Origin of the sequence: uncultured Rhodoblastus sp., assembly GCF_903903185.1 — a bacterium.
GTDB lineage: Bacteria > Pseudomonadota > Alphaproteobacteria > Rhizobiales > Beijerinckiaceae > Rhodoblastus.
On record NZ_CAIUXT010000042.1, the window covers coordinates 1 to 18,080 of the forward strand.

Consider the following 18,080-nt stretch of genomic DNA (forward strand, 5'->3'; position numbering starts at 1 on the left):
CTCGGCGCCGGCGCCTCCGGCCTGACGAAAAAGGAACGCCTGATGCTGTCGCGCGAGCGCGAAAAGCTCGAAAAGGCGCTTGGCGGCATCAAGGACATGGGCGGCGTGCCCGACCTGATCTTCGTCATCGACACCAACAAGGAGCAATTGGCGATCAAGGAGGCCGCGCGCCTGCATATCCCCGTCGCCGCCATTCTCGACACCAATTGCGATCCGGACGGCATCACTTTTCCGATCCCCGGCAATGACGACGCTGGCCGCGCCATCGCGCTCTATTGCGATCTGGTCGCCCGCGCCGCGCTCGACGGCATTTCCCGCAGCCAGGGTTCGTTCGGCGTCGATCTCGGGGCCGAGGAGGCCCCGGCGGCAATCGAATTGCCGCCGGAAGCCGAAATCGCCGGCGAGACCGCCGCCGATACCCCGGTCGAGGCGTTCGAACTGCTCTCCGCCCCGCGCGGCGCGCCGGACGATCTCGCCAAGCTGACCGGCGTCGGCCCGCAGATCGTCAAGAAACTCAACGACGCCGGCGTGTTCCATTACTGGCAGATCGCGTCCTTGACGCCCGAGGATGCGACCAAGCTCGACGCCGATCTGAAGCTGAACGGCCGCATCGAGCGCGACGGCTGGATCGAAACCGCCCGCAGCCTCGTCGCCGCTTAAGTCTATCTCGAAGGCGGCACTTTTCACGGCGCGCCCGGTCCTGCCTGGCGCGCCGTGTTCATGGCGGCGGCATCAACTTATTCTCTTTAGTCGCGACGAGTCGCGATCAAAGAGGTCCCTCGCGTAGGCTCGGCGTCGCATTCGCTCCTGGACCCGGACCCGGCAGTCACGACTTCCGGGTCCGGGTATAAAACTGTCGTCGTATTTTCACATTTCGCCGTTTTCTATGCCGATGCCGCGCTGGCGCGCCGGCCCTAACCCCAAGAGGAATAGTTTGATGGCAAATATCACCGCCGCACTGGTCAAGGACCTGCGCGAAAAAACCGGCGCCGGCATGATGGACTGCAAGGGCGCGCTGACCGAAACCAACGGCGACATCGAGGCGGCAGTGGATTGGCTGCGCAAGAAAGGCCTGTCCAAGGCCGCGAAAAAATCCGGCCGCGTCGCGGCGGAAGGTCTTGTCGGCGTCGCCGTGCGCGGCGAGAGCGGCGTGGCGGTCGAGGTCAATTCGGAAACCGATTTCGTCGCCCGCAACGAGGAATTCCAGGCTCTGGTCAAGACCATCGCGCTCGTTTCGGTCGAAAAGGGCGAGACCGACGTCGAAGCCCTGAAGAACCAGCATTATCCCGGCGACGCCGGCACGGTCGCCAACGCCATCTCCAACGCCATCGCCACCATCGGCGAGAACATGACCTTGCGCCGCGTCGCCGCGCTCAACGTCAAGCAGGGCGTGATCGGCCAATATGTGCATAATGCCATCGGCGAGGGCCTCGGCAAGATCGGCGTGATCGTGGCGCTGGAATCGACCGGGGACAAGGAAGTTTTGACGGAACTCGGCCGCAAGATCGCGATGCATGTCGCCGCCGCCGGTCCGCTGGCGCTCGACGCCGCAGGGATCGACCCGGCGGTGCTGGAGCGAGAAAAGAACGTGCTGCGCGAAAAGAACGCCGGCAAGCCGGCCCATGTGCTGGACAAGATCGTCGAGTCCGGCCTGAAGACCTATTTCAAGGAAGTCACCCTGCTGGAGCAGGCCTATATTCACGACAACGCCAAGACCGTCGCCCAGGCCGTCGCCGAGGCCGCGAAAGCGGCCGGGGCTCCGGTGGCGCTGACGGGCTTTGTTCGCTACGGACTCGGCGAAGGCATCGAGAAGCAGGAATCGGATTTTGCGGCGGAAGTCGCAGCTGCGGCCTCCGGCGAAGCTTGAGATTTTCATGACGCGATTGAAGAGGCGGCGCTTCGGCGCCGTCTTTTTTTTGGCGCCGCAGCATAGGCGTTCAAAAAGCCAGGTTGGGACGGATTTCGCGGCCATGCCCGGCGTTTAGAAACTTTTAGCATTGAAATTATTGAATAAAAACGGCTCGCTATTGAAAATAGATATATTAGATATCGCTTGTTTTAGGCGCTCTTGCAAACGATGCGTTATGCTATATAATAATTTTCTATGCATTTAGAGTGGGAACGTAGCAATGCATTACAATCGTATCTTGGCGGGCGGGGTTGCGATTTTCCTCGGCGCGGCCGTTTCGGTTGGTGGGGCAACTGCGGCGACGAATATTTCCCTTCAGTCATACAGCTATAGTTTCAGTTCCTGGCTTCCCGACGGGACGCCGACCGCGAACGAAATCGCCCCCGCCGGATCGGACGGCTACTCGAACCAGACTAATTTTGACATCGGTTTCTGGACCGCCACCTCAACCTTCAATGCCTCGTCAAGCAGCGTGCTGAGGATCACCAACTTTCAGGCTGATGACAGCGTCGTTGTCCTGTTGAACGGGACGCCGATTGCATCCGCAGGCATATTCGGCCCCGGCAGTGGATTTTTCTTCTTCACACCGAAGGGCGCCGCCGTTCCATGGCTGTTTGACAACAACGGCCAGATTACAGCAGCAAATCCCTTCGTCTATGGCGGGTTGCTGGACGGTGTGAATACAATCGAATTGATCATAAACAACAACTACCAGGGAATTTATGGCGCCTATTTGACCGGGGGGCCGACCGAAGTGAATTTCTCGGCGAGCGTGGGCGCCGTTCCGGAGCCCTCGACCTGGGCGCTGATCTTGCTCGGGTTGGCCCCTCTTGGCTTCATCCGCACCCGCGCCTCGCGTCGGAGCGCCGCCCGCGCGGTTGGAGCGTAACCGTTCGGCTTCATCGGGTTAATGGAATTGAAAGGCCGCCTTCGGGCGGCCTTTTCGCATTGTGCGCGAGGCATAGGCCTGACGCTGCGAAAAGGGTTGAAAATCTTGTCCGGAATTTCACCGGCGGTTCCCGCCTTCGATAAACCGCAGCTTCTGCCAGCAAGTTCTGATCCCAAAAGTCGCCGCACTTTCGGAAAAGAATATGCGATTAAACAAAGCGCTAGTGCATTTTCATGTTTCCACCAAACGTGAAAATGCACTAGAAGCTGGTCGCGGCAAGACGATTCGCGCCGCACGGGAGCAGACGCCATGGCAGTTTCACCAGGGATTCCGGAATGGAAACGCGTGGTGGTGAAACTGTCCGGCGAGGCGCTGCAAGGCGCCCAGACCCATGGCCTCGATTCCGGGACCATTGACCGCATCGCCGACGATCTGGTCAATGCGGCCGAACTCGGCGTCGAAATCGCAGTCGTTGTCGGCGGCGGCAATTTTTTTCGCGGCATTCAGGGCGCCGACAAGGGCATCGAGCGGGCGCGCGCCGATTCGATCGGCATGCTGGCCACGGTGATGAACGCGCTCGCGGTGGAATTCGCCATCGAGAAGCGCGGCTGGCCGGCCCGCGCGCTTTCCGCCGTGCCCATGCCCTCGCTGTGCGAGCCCTATTCGCGGCAGGCGGCGCTGCATCATCTGGCCAAGGGCCGGATCGTCATACTGGCGGGCGGCACCGGCAATCCCTTCTTCACCACCGACACCGGCGCGGCCCTGCGCGGGGCGGAACTGTCCTGCGACGCGATCATGAAGGCGACGCAGGTCGATGGAATCTACTCCGCCGATCCGAAGAAAGATCCAACGGCGACGCGCTACGACCGTCTGACCCACGACGAAGCCATTGCAAAAAACCTCGCCGTCATGGATACCGCCGCCTTTGCGCTTGCGAGAGAGAACCGGATTCCGATAATCGTGTTCTCCATCGCGGAGCCCGGCGCCATTACGGCGGCGCTGGTCGGGCAGGGCAGGGCGACGCTGGTCGTCCCCTGACATTGTCCATCCGATCCGGCCGTCGAACTCCGACAGCGCCCGGCTCGCGGGGACCATAGGGCCGGGTTGTTCCGGGCCTGGTTTTTTCCGGCGCCTCTGCGCCTTATGAAACAGGTGTGACATGAGCGCTCAATTCGATCTGGCGGACATCAAGCGGCGCATGCAGGGAGCGATCCAGGCGCTCAGGCATGAACTCGCGGGCCTGCGCACCGGCCGCGCCTCGGCGGCGCTGCTCGAACCCGTGGTGGTCGAAGCCTATGGCCAGTCTTTGCCGATCAATCAGGTCGCCACCGTATCGGTGCCGGAATCGCGGGCGCTCGCCGTGCAGGTCTGGGACAAGGGCATGGTCAACGCCGTGGACAAGGCCATCCGCGACGCCAATCTCGGCCTGTCGCCCTCCATCGAAGGCCAGATCCTGCGCATCCGCATTCCCGAACTCAACGAGCAGCGCCGCAAGGAACTGGCCAAGATCGCCCATAAATATGCCGAGGAATCGCGCGTCGCCGTCCGCCATGTGCGCCGCGACGGCATGGATGGGTTGAAAAAGCAGGTCAAGGACAAGGCGATCAGCGAAGACGACGAGAAAAAGCACGAGAGCGAAGTGCAGAAGGCGACTGACGCCGCGATTGTCGAGATCGATCAGGCGCTGGCGGCCAAGGAAAAAGAAATCATGCAGGTTTGAAAACCCCTCGCAGTTCGGGATTTCCTTGAAAATGGCTGTCCCGGAAAAAGCGCCGGCCTGAAAAATCGGTGGCTTCAGGAAGGGTTGGCCTGAAAAAAGCTTGGCTTGTCGTCTCCGGCGGGCGAATATGCTAAGGTTTGAAAAACCAGAGTTTCCGCGGCCCGCTGAACGGCTTCCGGAGGCCAGCGCAGGGTTGAAACAGCCAGCGCCGGCTTCGGCGAAATTGAAGGTGTTTGAGAAACGTGGCGACCGCGATCTTGTTTCAGCGGAATATCGACCCGGTTCGAGGGACGATTTTGCGGGTCTTTCCGGAGTTTCCGGCGAGGTCTGGATGGTTTTGGCTTACGGACGGGCCTTTATGAGCGAGAAGCATGGGTTTGACGCCGGCGCCGGCGCGTTGCGCGCCTCGGGTTCCGGGCCGTTGCATGTCGGCGTCATCATGGACGGCAACGGCCGCTGGGCGGCGGCGCGCGGCCTGCCGCGCGTCGAGGGGCACCGGCGCGGCCTAGAGGCGTTGCGCCGCACGGTGCGCGCCGCCGGCGATCTCGGCCTGCGCTATCTCACCGTCTACAGCTTTTCCAGAGAGAACTGGACGCGGCCGCCCAAGGAAATTTCCGAACTGATGGGCCTGCTCAAATATTTCATCCGCAACGACCTGCGGACGCTGCAGGAGGCCGGCGTGCGCGTCCGGGTGATCGGCGAGCGCGACAATCTCAAGCCCGATATCGTCGCCTTGCTCGAAGAGGCCGAGGCGCGCACGCGCGGCAATGACAAGCTCGACCTGATCGTCGCCTTCAATTACGGCGCGCGGCAGGAAATCGTCGAAGCCGCCCGCGCTCTGGCCCGCGACGCGGCGGCCGGCCTGCTCCGGCCCCAGGACATCGACGAGGCCGCCTTTGGCCGCCGCCTGCAGACCGCGGCGACGCCCGACCCCGACCTGATCATCCGCACCTCCGGCGAAATGCGCCTGTCGAATTTCCTGCTGTGGCAGTCGGCCTACAGCGAGCTGGTGTTCCTGCCGATCTACTGGCCTGACTTCGACCGCCAGGCCCTCCAGTCGGCGATCGATGCTTTTCACGCCCGCGAAAGGCGTTTTGGCGGCGTCGGCCCCGCCTTTGTCGATCAGATCGACCCGGTCCGCGTCGAGCAGGTGAAGTCGGCGTCATGATCGGCGCGCCTGCCTTCACGCGTTGCGCCCATGCATGAGGCCGGCATCCCGCCCGACTCGCCGCCGGGACTGATGGCCCGCCATCAGCTTGGCGACCTTTGGCTGCGCGCTTTTTCCGCGCTGATCCTGGTCGCGGCGGCCATTTTCGCGCTGGTCATGGGCGGTTCCGTCTTCATTGTGTTCTGGCTGGTCGCCGCGTTGGCGGTGCATGGGGAATGGCAGCGGCTGATCGGCGCGCCTCTGCCTTGGGCGCGGCTGTTCGGCGGCGGACTGGCGCTTGTCCTCACGGCGGGTCTGCATCGCTTCGGCCAGAGTGAGCAAGCCTTCCTGCTGTTGCCGCTCGCCGCCGGTTTCTGCGCCTGGGCCGCCGGACCGGGCTTCCGGCTCTGGGCCGCTGCCGGCGTGTTCTATGCCGGCGGTCTGCTGATGGCGATGCTGCTGCTGCGCCCGCCGCCGTTTTTTGGCGCCTGCGCCATCGGCTGGCTGTTCGCGGTGGTCTGGGGCACGGATGTATTCGCCTATTTCGGCGGCAGGCTGGTCGGCGGCCCAAAACTCTGCCCGGCGATCTCGCCCGGCAAGACCTGGTCGGGACTGTTCATCGGTGTGTTCTGCGGCGCCGTCATGGGCGCGGTCACGGCCCATCTGTGGCCCGACGTCAATGCCCCGGTCTGGCCGGTGTTCGGGCTCGGCCTCGTCGCAGGCGCGGTGGCGCAGGGCGGCGACCTGCTCGAATCCTGGGTCAAGCGCCATTTCCACGTCAAGGATTCGAGCCAGCTCATACCCGGCCACGGCGGTTTCATGGATCGCCTCGACGGTTTCATCGCGGCGGCGATTTTCGCCGCTGTTTTCGGTCTCTGGCACGCACAGCCCAGCGCGGCTGCCGGACTGTTCCACTGGCCATAGGCATCCCATGTCCCTCGCTTTCGTCCAAAAACACGCCAAGCCGTTGAAAAAAATCACTATTCTGGGCGCGACCGGCTCGATCGGCCGCTCCACCGAAGCGGTGATCGACGGCGCTCCTGGCGTGTTTGAAGTGGTCGCCGTGGCCAATGGCAGCGACGCCTTGGGTCTCGCCCGCGTCGCCAGGGTTTTGGGCGCCAAATTCGCGGCGATCGCCGATCCCGCCGCCTATGCCGAACTGAAGGCCGCGCTGGCCGGCTCGGGCATCGAGGCCGCCGCCGGTCCCGAAGCGCTCAAACAAGCCGCCTGCATGGAGTCCGATCTGGTCGTCGGCGCCATCGCCGGGGCGGCGGGCGTCGAACCGACCTTCGCCGCGATCGAAGCGGGACGCGACGTCGCCCTGGCCAACAAGGAATGCCTGGTCTGCGCCGGCGAGCCCTTTATGCGCAAGGCCCGGGAGCTTGGGGTCCGCGTGCTGCCGATGGACTCCGAACATAACGCCATTTTTCAGGCGCTTGGCGGCGAAAGCGCCGACCGGATCGAGAAAATGTGGTTGACCGCCAGCGGCGGGCCGTTCCGCGAATGGAGCGCCGAGCGCATTGCAGCCGCCACGCCGGAACAGGCGCTCATCCATCCCAACTGGGCGATGGGGCCGAAAGTCACCGTCGATTCCGCCAGCCTGATGAACAAGGGCCTTGAATTGATCGAGGCGATGCATATTTTCGGCATAGAGGCGAACAGGCTCGACGTTCTGGTCCATCCGCAATCCATCGTTCATGGCCTTGTCTCCTTCGCCGACGGCGCGGTGACGGCGGGCATGGCGGTCCCCGACATGAAGACGCCGATCGCCCATTGCCTCGGCTGGCCGGATCGGGTGACGACCAGGGTGCGCCGCCTCGATTTGGCCCAGATCGGCGCGTTAACGTTTGAAAAGCCGGATTTCGCGCGTTTCCCGGCCCTGCGCGTCGCCATGGACGCGCTGGCGGCGGGTGGGGCGATGCCGACGATTCTTAATGCGGCGAATGAGGTCATGGTTGCGGCGTTCCTCGATAAACTTATTGGATTCAATGAGATAGCTTCGCGCGTTGAAGCGATCTGTGAGCTTTTTGAACGCGAGGGCGCCCACCGAGCGCCGCCGGATGTGGCGTCGGCGCTCGGCGTTGACCATATTGTGAGAGAAAGAGCGCGGGCGAGCCTCGAAGGGCTTTCCCGTTAACCGTCCATCCGGCATTTTAACCGGGCAGAAACCATTGGCGCGGCCGCAAGGATCGAATTCGGGACGCCGCCGATCGGGGAGTTGTCATGTCCGTCTTGCATTCGCTGTGGACCGTGGGTTCCTATCTCGTCCCCTTCGTCTTCGTGCTCGGCCTTGTGGTGTTCTTCCACGAACTCGGGCATTTCCTGGTCGGGCGGTGGTGCGGGATCAAGGTCGACGCCTTTTCGATGGGGTTTGGACCGGAAATCGCCCATTTCACCGACCGTCACGGCACGCGCTGGCGGCTCGCGGCGCTGCCGCTCGGCGGGTATGTGCGCTTTCACGGCGACGCCAGCGGCGCCAGCGAACCGGATTTCGAAGCGGCGGCCGCCATGCCGGAATCCGAGCGGGCGGTGACGTTTTTCGCACAAAAGGTCTGGAAACGCGCCGCCGTGGTCGCGGCCGGCCCCTTTGCCAATTTCCTGCTGGCGCTCGTCATTTTCACCGGCCTGTTCTATTTCGAGGGTCGCCAGATTCTGGCTCCGCGCATCGACAGCGTGGTCGAGGGCGGCCGCGCCGCCGCCGCCGGCTTCCACAAGGGCGACCTCGTGGTGTCGATCGACGGCGCTCCGATTGAGGGGTTCCAGGACATGCAGCGCCTCGTCTCCGCCTCGCCGGAGACGCCGCTGCATTTCGTCGTCGAACGCGATGGCCGGCGGGTCGAAATTCTGGCGGCGCCGGAGCGCAAGGACATCAAGACGCCGTTCGGCGTCAATCGCGCCGGGGTGCTCGGAGTCGCGGCGGGGGGCGCCCCGCAGAACTGGCGGGTGCAGAGCTTCAGCCTGCCGATGGCCGCGGTGGAGGCGGGGCGCGAAACCTGGTATGTCGTCGCGAGCACCGGCTCCTATCTCGGCGGCCTCGTCGTCGGACGCGAATCCGCGGAGCAATTATCCGGCCCGATCCGCATCGCGGAAGTGTCCGGCGAAGTGGCCAAGGCCGGAATCTGGCCGCTGTTCAACCTCGCCGCCATTCTTTCGATCTCGGTCGGACTGTTGAACCTCTTGCCGGTGCCGCTGCTCGACGGCGGCCACCTGCTCTATTATGGGTTCGAGGCGGCGCGCGGCAAGGCGCTGACCCAGCGGGCGCAGGAGTTCGGCTTCAAGATCGGCCTCGCCTTTGTCGCCGCGCTGATGCTGGTGGCGACCTATAACGACATCCTCCGGCTCTCGCGGCAATGGCTCAATCTCGGTTGAGCGCGGCGCAAATTTTTTTTTGAAGCAGGGGCCGGATCGTTAATAAATATGGAGCCTTTCCGGCTAGAATGGTTGCGCTGAAGAAATTCCTCCAGCGCCAAGTCTCCTTGGGACGTCAAGTCGAATTGCGTCCAAAATGTGGAATGACGATGGAAAACGGCTGTGGAAACGTGGCTTGCTTGCCACGGCAGCGTGAAAAAACGAGACACGCGGCCTAATGCATTTGCAGGATTTCATAAACCTTGTAGAAGCAGAGTCGCAATGTTCAGGCCCGGATTATGTTATCCAGTCTGGGTCGGGATTGAAATGCGTCGGATTGAAATGCGTCGGCCTGTATGGTCCGGCGGTTGCGGACTGGCGCCCAAGGCCAGCCGCGGCACAGTGACGGGGACCGGGTTTACATGACGTTTCGCCAAGGTCGGAAGTTTCGCCAGGGTCTTATGGGCAGGTCAGCGATGGCGGTCGTGATGATCGCCAGTTCGGTCGCGATCCCGACGCGTGCGTCAGCAGAGACGATCCTGGTCGAGGGCAACCGTAACGTCGATGCCGACACGATCCGCTCTTATTTCGCCGGCGGCGACGCCAACGAGGGCGTCAAGAAGCTCTACAGCTCCGGTTATTTCTCCGACGTGCAGGTAAGCCGTCGCGGCAATGCGCTGGTCGTGCATGTCGTGGAAAACGCCAGCACGATCAATCACGTCGTCTTCGTCGGCAACAGCAAGATCAAGTCCGAGGACATCGAAAAGGAAATCCAGTCCAAGGCGCATGGCGGCTACAACCAGGCGATCGTCGACGCCGACGTCGTGCGCATCGGGGACATGTACCGCCGCGCCGGCCGCAGCACCGCTACCGTCAAGGCGCGCGCCGTCGAGACCCCCAGGGGCACGGTCGATGTGGTGTTCGACATCAACGAAGGCGACAAGACCGGCATCAAGCAGATCCGTTTCGTCGGCAACCGCGTCTTTTCCTCGTCCAAGCTGCAAGGGATGATGGAAACGACGGAAATGAACTTCCTGTCTTTCATCAAGAGTTCCGACGTCTACGATCCCGACCGCATCGCCAAGGACGCCGAGGCGATCCGCCGCTATTACCTCAAGAACGGCTACGCGGACTTTCGCATCACCGGCACCGACGCCGAATACGATCCGCAACTCGGCGGCTATATTTTGACCATTTCGCTTGAGGAAGGCGAACAATACACGGTCGGAAACGTCCAGGTGGAGTCGCATCTGCGCGATATTTCCGACGCTTCGCTGGCCAGCGAGGTGAGCGTCCATGTCGGCGACGTCTATAATGGCAATCAGGTCGAAAAAACCGTCGACCGGATCACCAAGGTGCTCGGCCAGCGCGGCTACGCCTTCGCCCAGGTCCGCCCTCGCGGCGACCGCGACCCCGCGACGCACACGGTTTCGATCGCCTTCGTCGTCGAGGAAGGTCCGCGCGTCTACATCGAGCGCATCAATGTGCGCGGCAACACCGCCACCCGCGATTACGTCATCCGCCGCGAATTCGATATCGGCGAGGGCGACGCCTATAACAAGGCGCTGATCGACAAGGGCGAGCGCCGCCTGAACTCGCTTGGCTATTTCAAGAAGGTCAAGATCACCAACGAGGCCGGCTCCGCCGCCGACCGCGTGATCGTCGATGTCGACGTCGAGGAGCAGTCCACCGGTTCGTTCTCGATTTCCGGCGGCTATTCGACAACCGAAGGCTTTCTCGCCGAAGTCTCGGTCACCCAGTCCAACTTCCTCGGCAAGGGTGAATATGTCCGCCTGGCGTTGTCGGTCGGCCAATACGCCAAGGGCATCGAACTGAATTATACCGAGCCCTTCTTCCTCGACCAGCGTCTGGCCGCCGGCTTCGATCTTTACTCCAAATTGTCCGACGCCTCGCGCTACGCCTATTATTCGAACTGGGTTTCCGGCGGCACGCTGCGTTTCGGCATTCCGATCACCGACCAGATCACGCTCGGCCCGCGTTATACCTTGTATAATTCGCGGCTCAGCGTCCCGAATTCGACGAGCCAGCCCTATAACGACTGTACCTATCCGATCATTGGCACGACGCCCGGCACGCCCGGCGCGCTGCCCATCGACACCACCTATGGCACGGTCTCCTGTCTGACCAACGGCGAAGCCTCGGTGGCCTTGAAACAGGCGTCGGGCAACTGGGTGACGTCGATGATCGGCTATACCCTGTCCTTCAACAATGTCGACAACCCGCGCGACCCGCATGAAGGCATCCGCGCCGATCTGCGGCAGGATTTCGCCGGAGTCGGCGGCAATTCCCAGTTCCTGCGCACGACCGTGGATTTTCGCGGTTTCCACGAACTTTATTTCGACAATCTTGTCGGCATCGCGCATGTGCAGGCTGGCGACCTCCAGCCCTTCGGCAGCCAGCCGTTGCGCATCGTCGACAATTTCAACCTCGGCCAGTCGCTGGTGCGTGGCTTCGCTCCGGGCGGCATAGGCCCGCGCGACATCACCAACTCGACCAGCAACAACAACGGCAACGCCCTCGGCGGAACCAAATATTTCGGCGCTTCGCTCGAAGCGCAATCCCCGATCTGGGGCCTGCCCAAGGATCTGGGCCTGAAACTGGCGTTGTTCGCCGACGCGGGCACCTTGTACGACTATCGCGGCGCGACCAATTTCGGCTCCTATCTCGGCTACAACGCCGGACAGGCGGCGAGTTGCAGCTATATGAACAACTATACCCCGCAGGGCGCGGCCAAACAGACCTATGCGGCCAATGGCGTTCCGATCCAGCAAAGCGCCTGTATCACGGTCGGCGGCAACGATGCCTTCGCCATTCGTTCGTCGGTCGGCGCCGGTCTGATCTGGGCGTCGCCGATGGGTCCGATCCGCTTCAACTATGCTTTCGTCCTGAGCAAGCAGAGTTCCGACGTGACGCAGCAGTTCAGCTTCTCCGGCGGCGCGAATTTCTGATTTCCGGCTGTTGGAGTACAAGGGCGCGGTCGCAAGCCGCGCCTTTTTCATATCTGGACCAGGCTACAGCGTTTTCCAGCGAAGCTGAAACCGGTTCGAGTGGAGAAAACGCATAAAGACAATAAACTGGAGCCCCGATCCGATCCAATCGGATCGAGGCTCCAGATCGCGAACGCGAATAGGCGTTGCACTTGACCGGTATCGTCCAATAAAGAATCGCGTGATCCCCGGCCGCCGAAAGGCTCGAAATGGACGAGATGAAATTTTTCCGCCGCGCCGTGACTCCGACCCTGGCGGAAATCGTCGAATGGACTGGGGCGAAGGCCTCCCCCGGCGTCGACCTGACGCAGACCATTGTCGATGTCGCGCCGCTCGACCGGGCGCGGCCGGGCGATCTGGTCTTCCTCGACAACCCGAAATATGTCGGACAATTGCAAGAAACCCGCGCCACCGCCTGCCTGATCGGCGAAAAATACGCCGGACGCGCGCCGGCAGGCGTCGCCGCCCTTGTGGTTCGCGAGCCTTACCGCGCCAGCGCGCTGGTTGCGGCGCGGCTCTATCCCGACGCCCTGCGTCCGGCCTCGCTGTTTGGCGCGCAAGGCGTGTCGCCGGGGGCGAATGTCCATCCGCTGGCGCTGCTCGAGCCCGATGTCGTCGTCGATCCCGGCGCGGTGATCGGCCCCCGCGCGGAGATCGGCGCCGGCGCGGTGATCGGCCCCAACGCGGTGATCGGACCGGATGTGCGCATTGGCCGACTCAGCGCCATCGGCGCCGGCGCGACCGTCTGCAACGCGCTGATTGGCGACCGCGTCATCGTCCACCCGGGCGCGCGGATCGGCCAGGACGGCTTCGGCTTCGCGATGGGTCCGCGCGGCCATCTCAAGGCGCCGCAGATCGGCCGCGTCATCATCCAGGACGATGTCGAGATCGGCGCCAATTCCACCATCGACCGCGGCGCCAACCGCGACACCGTCATCGGCGAGGGAACCAAGATCGATAATCTGGTGCAGATCGCCCATAATGTGGTGATCGGGCGCCACTGCGTCATCGTCAGCCAGGTCGGCATCTCCGGCTCGACGGAGTTTGGCGATTTCGTCTCGGTCGGCGGCCAGGCCGGAATCACCGGCCATTTGCGCATCGGCATGGGCGCGCAGATCGCCGCGCAGTCGGGCGTGATGGCCGATGTCGCGCCGGGCGCGAAAATGGGCGGCTCGCCGGCGAAAAATGCACGCGACTGGCTCAAGGGCGTGGCGGCGGTGGACCGCCTGGTTCGGAGCCGGGGGGCACCCCGCGACGAATGATTTTACGCTGGCTTTAGGCGCCAAACTGTCGTTAAAGCCGTCAACCCAAGCCCTTCCTGCGCCTCGGAAGCGACCTGCACCGAAAGACCCCCATGACGGCGACGACCAGTACTTTGGAAACGATCGACATCCAGCGGCTGATGCAGCTTTTGCCGCATCGCTATCCGTTTCTGCTGGTAGATCGCATCGTGGAGGCGCGTGGCGACGAATTTGGCGTCGGCATCAAGAACGTCACCATCAACGAGCCGCAATTCACCGGGCATTTTCCCGACAAGCCTGTATTTCCTGGCGTTCTCCTGATCGAGGCGATGGCGCAGACGGCGGGCGCGCTCTGCGTCAATTCGCGGCTTGGCGGCGCGAAACCGCCGCTGGTCTATTTCATGACCATCGACAAGGCCAAGTTCCGCAAGCCGGTCGTGCCCGGCGACCGCGTCGAATTCCATATGACGCGGATCAACCAGAAGCGTAATATCTGGTGGTATCGGGGCAGGGCGATGGTGGATGGCGTGCTCGTCGCCGAGGCGGAAATCAGCGCCATGATCCTGTCGGCGACGGCCGAGGACCAGCGGGCCTCGCCCGAGAACCAATAAGGCTGACCATGGTTTGGCAAGATGTGCGCATCCACCCGACGTCGGTGGTCGAAGACGGCGCGTCGATCGGCGAGGGCGCGGAAATCGGCCCCTTCTGCCATATCGGTCCGCGCGTCGAATTGGGGGCGGGCGCGAAACTGAAATCCCATGTCGTCGTCGCCGGCCGAACCAAAATCGGCGCGGGCGCGCGGATCTTTCCGTTCGCCTCGCTCGGCCACGAGCCGCAGGATCTCAAATATCGCGGCGAGGACTCGTCCCTGACCATCGGCGCGGACTGCCTGATCCGCGAGGGCGTGACCATGAGTCCCGGCACGGCGGGCGGGCGGCTGGAGACGATTGTCGGCGACCGCTGCGCCTTTCTCGCCAATTCCCATGTCGGCCATGATTGCGTCATCGGCCATGACTGCATTTTTTCCAATAATGTCATGCTCGCCGGCCATGTCACCATGGGCGATTTCGTCATTTGCGGCGGCGGTTCGGCGATCGTGCAATTCGCCCGCATCGGCTCGCACGCCTTTGTCAGCGGCATGACCGGCATAGGCGCCGATCTCATTCCCTTCGGACTCGCCTTCGGCAATCGCGGCTATCTGATGGGCCTCAATCTGATCGGCCTGAAACGGCGCAATTTTTCGCGCGAGCAGATTCACGAATTGCGCCGGGCCTATCGCGCCCTGTTCGCGCCCGAAGGCACGCTCAAGGAGCGGATGGAGGATGTCGCGGAGGAATTCGCCGGCAATGCCGAAGTCAGTGAAATCCTCGACTTCATCCGCGCCGGCGGCGACAAGCAGTTCTGCGTGCCAGAATTCGGGAAAGACGTGGCGTGAAACCCAAGGTCGCCTTCATCTGCGGCGGCGGCCAGTTTCCTCTTGTCGCGGCGAGGGCGGCGCAGCAAGCCGGGCGAGAGGTCTTCCTGCTCGGGCTGCGCGGCATAGCCAGCCGGGACATCGAGCAATTTCCCCATGTCTGGCTCGGCATCGGGCAACTGGGCCAGGGCTTTCGCGAGCTCACATCGCGCGGCATTCGGGAAATCTGCCTGATCGGAGGCCTCGGCCGGCCGGAGTTTTCCGACCTGCGCCTCGACTGGGGCGGCGTCCGGCGCCTGCCCGAGATCGTCAAGATTTTCGGCGGCGGCGACGATCACGTCCTGAAAGGGGTGATCGGCCTGTTCGAACACGAGGGATTTGCCATCGTCGGCGTCGATTCTTTCGCCCCCGAACTGCTGGCGTGCGAAGGGGCGATGAACGGCTTGCCCTTTCCCGGCGCGCTGGCGGCCGATCTGGAATTCGGCCGCAAATGTCTTGCCGACCTGTCGGCCTATGACTGCGGCCAGGCTCTCGTCGTCGCCGGGAGGCGCATTATCGCCATCGAGGCGGTCGAGGGCACCGACGCCATGCTCGACCGCGTCGCGCATTTGCGCGAACAGGGCCGCTGGCGCGCCAGAGGCGCGACCGGCATGCTCGTCAAGGGGCCAAAAAGCGGACAGGATTTGCGCGTCGATATGCCGGCCATCGGTCCGCAGACCGTGGCCTCGGCGGCGCGCGCCGGTTTGCGCGGACTGGCGGTGGCGGCGGGCAGGGTGCTGATTCTGGAGCGCGCCGCCATCGCCGCGAGCGCGGAACAATCCGGCCTGTTCCTTCATGGCTTTGCGCCGGAGACGCCATGAAACTGTTCCTCATCGCCGGCGAGGTCTCCGGCGACCAGCTCGGCTACAAATTGATCCGCGCCTTGCGGGCGAAAGTTCCGGACGTCGAATTATCCGGCGTCGGCGGCGAGGCGATGACGCGGGAAAATTTCGTCAGCCTGTTTCCGATGAGCGATATTGCGGTGATGGGGATTTTTCCGGTGATCGCCCGTCTGCCGTCCTTGCTGGAGCGGATCGACCGCACGGCGCGCGCAGCGGTCGCGGCAAGGCCCGACGCGTTGATCCTGATCGACAGCCCCGATTTCACCCACCGGGTGGCGCGACGTGTGCGAAAAATCCTGCCGGACCTCAAGGTCGTCGATTATGTCAGCCCGACGGTCTGGGCGTGGCGGCCGGGGCGGGCGAAGAAAATGCGGGCCTATGTCGATCTGGTGCTGGCGCTGCTGCCGTTCGAGCCGGCGGCGCATGAGCGGCTCGGCGGCCCGGCCTGCATCTACGTCGGCCATCCGCTGATCGAAAGGCTCGCGGATCTGCGCGCCGACGACGCTTTGAAACTGAACGGCCCGGTGCTGGTCCTGCCGGGTTCGCGCGCCTCGGTGCTCGCCCGCATGGCCGGCGCTTTCGGCGGGACGCTGGAACAACTCGACGCGATGCGGCCCGGCCTCGATTATGTACTGCCGGCGGCAGCCGCCGTCGAGACGCGCGTGCGCGCCGCAATCGAGGACTGGAAGGTCAAGCCGCGGCTCGCCCTGGGCGAGCGGGAGAAATTCGCCGCTTTCCGCTCGGCCCGCGCGGCGCTGGCCGCCTCCGGCACGGTGACTCTGGAACTGGCGCTGTCGCGCACTCCGACCGTCGTCGCCTATCGGGTGCCGAAGTTCGAGGAGTTTCTGGCGCGCCGGCTGGTTCAGGCTTCAACCATCGTGCTGCCGAATCTGATTCTGGAGGAGAACGCCTTTCCGGAATTTGTTCAGGAACAGGCGGAGTCGGCAACGCTCGCCGCCGCGCTGGCGGAAATCGTCGAGGATTCGCCCCTACGCCGCCGCCAGCTCGCGGCGCTGGATCGCCTGAAGGGCCGCATGATCCTGCCCGACGGCGCCCGGCCAAGCGAAAAGGCGGCTCAGGCGATTGTTGAGCTTGTTAATACAACTATCTGATTAATAACGATTTAATAAATTTGTTTCGCCCTCGGCGCCGTCATGGCCGGGCTTGTCCCGGCCATGACGGGGTGCGGTATCAAAAAAATTGGACGCAAGACAGAAGGACATCGCGTCGAATTGGCCGAACTCAAATCCCGAGTCCGCAAGATTTATCGGGAGCCTCGCGCAACCCATGGCGCAATCGAGCAGCGGCTTGGCGTGGATGGCCGGCACAAGCCCGGCCATGACGGCTTTGGTGTTTCGAACGCGCGTTTCGCATTGCGAAATGGAAGAACGACGGGTTGCGTTCTTCACTTCGGGCCGAAAATCACCAGCGTCTTCTTGCCGAAGGTCGCCAGCACCACCACCCGCGCCCTCGAAGCGCCGATTTGGGGATCGTAGCGCAGATAGGGCGTATTGGGATTTTCGTTCGAGGCCATGCCGAAAGCCTCAGGTCCAAGACAGGCTTCGACCGTAGCCTTGAGGTCGGCGAGGCTCAGTTTGTCGGCCTGGCAGGAATAGGAAATCTCGTTGAGCTTCTTCTTGTCGAGAATTTCGCAGACGCCCAGCAAGGGCGCGGTGACGCCATAGGAAGCGATAGCGTCGTCATTGCGCCGGCGTTCGCCGCGCAGCGGCGCAAAACCGTTTGCGGCGGCGGCGATCGCCTGTATGAAGGCGGCGCAGTCGAAAGCCTCGGCGTTGACCGCCTCCGCATTGGCCGCCCGGTCGGCGAGACCGCGTTCCTCGACGCCGGCGGTTTGCGCCCAGACATTGGAAGCCGCCAGCGACAGCGCGGCGGCAACGGCAAAAACCGCCCCGCTTGCGCGGGACGGTTTAGATTGTATCAATCGAAAATGTCGGCTCAACGCGAGGCGATCGGCACATAGTCGCGCAAAGGCGCGCCGGTATAGAGCTGGCGCGGACGGCCGATCTTCTGATGCGGGTCCTCGATCATTTCCTTCCACTGGGCGATCCAGCCGACGGTGCGGGCCAGCGCGAACAGCACGGTGAACATATCGACCGGGAAGCCCATAGCCTTCAGCGTGATGCCGGAATAGAAATCGATGTTCGGATAGAGCTTCTTCTCGATGAAATACTCGTCGTGCAGCGCGATGCGCTCAAGTTCCATCGCCACTTCGAGCAGAGGATCATCCTTGATGCCGCGTTCGTTCAGCACGTCATGGCAGGTCTTGGCCATCAGCTTGGCGCGCGGGTCATAATTCTTGTAGACGCGATGGCCGAAACCCATCAGGCGGAACGGATCGTTCTTGTCCTTGGCCTTGGCGATGAATTTGGGCACATTGTCGACCGTGCCGATATCCGACAGCATTTTCAGCGCCGCTTCATTGGCGCCGCCATGGGCCGGACCCCACAGGCAGGCGATGCCGGCGGCGATACAGGCGAAGGGATTGGCGCCGGAGGAACCGGC

18 protein-coding genes are annotated in these 18,080 nt (G+C 63.2%); 15 read left to right on the forward strand and 3 right to left on the reverse strand.

Annotated elements, in window-relative coordinates; all coding sequences use genetic code 11:
- From rpsB to lpxB, 15 genes are all read left to right on the forward strand, one after another.
- The coding region (rpsB, locus tag QZY01_RS03510) for a 30S ribosomal protein S2 (protein WP_294533410.1) at window positions 1-660 on the forward strand (660 nt) is incomplete at its 5' end.
- A gap of 277 nt (window positions 661-937) precedes the next feature.
- Complete coding sequence (gene tsf / locus QZY01_RS03515; RefSeq protein WP_294533413.1) at window positions 938-1,867, forward strand: translation elongation factor Ts; 930 nt, start codon at window positions 938-940, stop codon at window positions 1,865-1,867.
- 262 nt (window positions 1,868-2,129) lie between these two features.
- A complete protein-coding gene (locus QZY01_RS03520; protein WP_294533415.1) occupies window positions 2,130-2,798 on the forward strand; it encodes a PEP-CTERM sorting domain-containing protein in 669 nt (222 codons plus the stop codon).
- Between the two features lie 309 nt (window positions 2,799-3,107).
- Window positions 3,108-3,836: a UMP kinase gene (pyrH, locus tag QZY01_RS03525; RefSeq protein WP_294533418.1), complete on the forward strand. Its 729-nt coding sequence runs from the start codon at window positions 3,108-3,110 to the stop codon at window positions 3,834-3,836.
- A 121-nt stretch (window positions 3,837-3,957) separates the two neighbouring features.
- Window positions 3,958-4,518 carry a ribosome recycling factor gene (frr, locus tag QZY01_RS03530; RefSeq protein ID WP_294533421.1) on the forward strand — a complete coding sequence of 187 codons (561 nt, stop codon included), beginning with the start codon at window positions 3,958-3,960 and terminating at the stop codon, window positions 4,516-4,518.
- A gap of 358 nt (window positions 4,519-4,876) precedes the next feature.
- Entirely contained in the window at window positions 4,877-5,686 is an 810-nt protein-coding gene (locus tag QZY01_RS03535; protein ID WP_294533423.1) for an isoprenyl transferase, read from the forward strand.
- Window positions 5,687-5,716: 30 nt separating this feature from the next.
- Window positions 5,717-6,589 carry a phosphatidate cytidylyltransferase gene (locus tag QZY01_RS03540; RefSeq protein ID WP_294533426.1) on the forward strand — a complete coding sequence of 291 codons (873 nt, stop codon included), beginning with the start codon at window positions 5,717-5,719 and terminating at the stop codon, window positions 6,587-6,589.
- 7 nt (window positions 6,590-6,596) lie between these two features.
- A complete protein-coding gene (dxr, locus tag QZY01_RS03545) occupies window positions 6,597-7,802 on the forward strand; it encodes a 1-deoxy-D-xylulose-5-phosphate reductoisomerase (RefSeq protein WP_294533428.1) in 1,206 nt (401 codons plus the stop codon).
- Between the two features lie 86 nt (window positions 7,803-7,888).
- Entirely contained in the window at window positions 7,889-9,034 is a 1,146-nt protein-coding gene (gene rseP, locus QZY01_RS03550; RefSeq protein WP_294533431.1) for an RIP metalloprotease RseP, read from the forward strand.
- 455 nt (window positions 9,035-9,489) lie between these two features.
- The gene (gene bamA / locus QZY01_RS03555; RefSeq protein WP_294533434.1) at window positions 9,490-11,982 is read left to right on the forward strand and encodes an outer membrane protein assembly factor BamA; all 2,493 of its coding nucleotides are present in this window, start codon (window positions 9,490-9,492) and stop codon (window positions 11,980-11,982) included.
- 248 nt (window positions 11,983-12,230) lie between these two features.
- Window positions 12,231-13,283: a UDP-3-O-(3-hydroxymyristoyl)glucosamine N-acyltransferase gene (gene lpxD / locus QZY01_RS03560; protein WP_294533436.1), complete on the forward strand. Its 1,053-nt coding sequence runs from the start codon at window positions 12,231-12,233 to the stop codon at window positions 13,281-13,283.
- Window positions 13,284-13,375: 92 nt separating this feature from the next.
- On the forward strand, window positions 13,376-13,873 hold the full coding sequence (gene fabZ / locus QZY01_RS03565) for a 3-hydroxyacyl-ACP dehydratase FabZ (protein ID WP_294533439.1): 498 nt from the start codon (window positions 13,376-13,378) through the stop codon (window positions 13,871-13,873).
- Between the two features lie 8 nt (window positions 13,874-13,881).
- Window positions 13,882-14,697 (forward strand): acyl-ACP--UDP-N-acetylglucosamine O-acyltransferase, encoded by an 816-nt coding sequence (gene lpxA, locus QZY01_RS03570; protein ID WP_294533442.1) that lies wholly within the window; start codon window positions 13,882-13,884, stop codon window positions 14,695-14,697.
- A complete protein-coding gene (gene lpxI / locus QZY01_RS03575; protein WP_294533445.1) occupies window positions 14,694-15,536 on the forward strand; it encodes a UDP-2,3-diacylglucosamine diphosphatase LpxI in 843 nt (280 codons plus the stop codon). Before lpxA ends, lpxI begins: the two co-directional genes overlap by 4 nt.
- Window positions 15,533-16,669 carry a lipid-A-disaccharide synthase gene (lpxB, locus tag QZY01_RS03580; protein ID WP_294533447.1) on the forward strand — a complete coding sequence of 379 codons (1,137 nt, stop codon included), beginning with the start codon at window positions 15,533-15,535 and terminating at the stop codon, window positions 16,667-16,669. The genes lpxI and lpxB overlap by 4 nt, the downstream gene beginning before the upstream one ends.
- Here the strand turns inward: lpxB and QZY01_RS03585 are convergent, their stop codons facing one another.
- The 3 genes from QZY01_RS03585 to QZY01_RS03595 all read right to left on the reverse strand — a co-directional run.
- Window positions 16,670-16,897 (reverse strand): hypothetical protein, encoded by a 228-nt coding sequence (locus QZY01_RS03585; RefSeq protein WP_294533449.1) that lies wholly within the window; start codon window positions 16,895-16,897, stop codon window positions 16,670-16,672. It abuts the gene before it with no gap.
- Window positions 16,898-16,962: 65 nt separating this feature from the next.
- Window positions 16,963-17,499: a hypothetical protein gene (locus tag QZY01_RS03590; RefSeq protein ID WP_294533452.1), complete on the reverse strand. Its 537-nt coding sequence runs from the start codon at window positions 17,497-17,499 to the stop codon at window positions 16,963-16,965.
- Window positions 17,500-17,513: 14 nt separating this feature from the next.
- A partial coding sequence (locus tag QZY01_RS03595; RefSeq protein ID WP_294533455.1) for a citrate/2-methylcitrate synthase occupies window positions 17,514-18,080 on the reverse strand: 567 nt, incomplete at its 5' end.

Bases quoted from the DNA above. Each gene is read 5' to 3' on its own strand.
- tsf (WP_294533413.1), top strand. From the start codon at position 938: ATGGCAAATATCACCGCCGCACTGGTCAAGGACCTGCGCGAAAAAACC.
- QZY01_RS03520 (WP_294533415.1), top strand. From the start codon at position 2,130: ATGCATTACAATCGTATCTTGGCGGGCGGGGTTGCGATTTTCCTCGGC.
- pyrH (WP_294533418.1), top strand. From the start codon at position 3,108: ATGGCAGTTTCACCAGGGATTCCGGAATGGAAACGCGTGGTGGTGAAA.
- frr (WP_294533421.1), top strand. From the start codon at position 3,958: ATGAGCGCTCAATTCGATCTGGCGGACATCAAGCGGCGCATGCAGGGA.
- QZY01_RS03535 (WP_294533423.1), top strand. From the start codon at position 4,877: ATGAGCGAGAAGCATGGGTTTGACGCCGGCGCCGGCGCGTTGCGCGCC.
- QZY01_RS03540 (WP_294533426.1), top strand. From the start codon at position 5,717: ATGCATGAGGCCGGCATCCCGCCCGACTCGCCGCCGGGACTGATGGCC.
- dxr (WP_294533428.1), top strand. From the start codon at position 6,597: ATGTCCCTCGCTTTCGTCCAAAAACACGCCAAGCCGTTGAAAAAAATC.
- rseP (WP_294533431.1), top strand. From the start codon at position 7,889: ATGTCCGTCTTGCATTCGCTGTGGACCGTGGGTTCCTATCTCGTCCCC.
- bamA (WP_294533434.1), top strand. From the start codon at position 9,490: ATGGCGGTCGTGATGATCGCCAGTTCGGTCGCGATCCCGACGCGTGCG.
- lpxD (WP_294533436.1), top strand. From the start codon at position 12,231: ATGGACGAGATGAAATTTTTCCGCCGCGCCGTGACTCCGACCCTGGCG.
- fabZ (WP_294533439.1), top strand. From the start codon at position 13,376: ATGACGGCGACGACCAGTACTTTGGAAACGATCGACATCCAGCGGCTG.
- lpxA (WP_294533442.1), top strand. From the start codon at position 13,882: ATGGTTTGGCAAGATGTGCGCATCCACCCGACGTCGGTGGTCGAAGAC.
- lpxB (WP_294533447.1), top strand. From the start codon at position 15,533: ATGAAACTGTTCCTCATCGCCGGCGAGGTCTCCGGCGACCAGCTCGGC.
- QZY01_RS03585 (WP_294533449.1), bottom strand. From the start codon at position 16,897: ATGGCCGGGCTTGTGCCGGCCATCCACGCCAAGCCGCTGCTCGATTGC.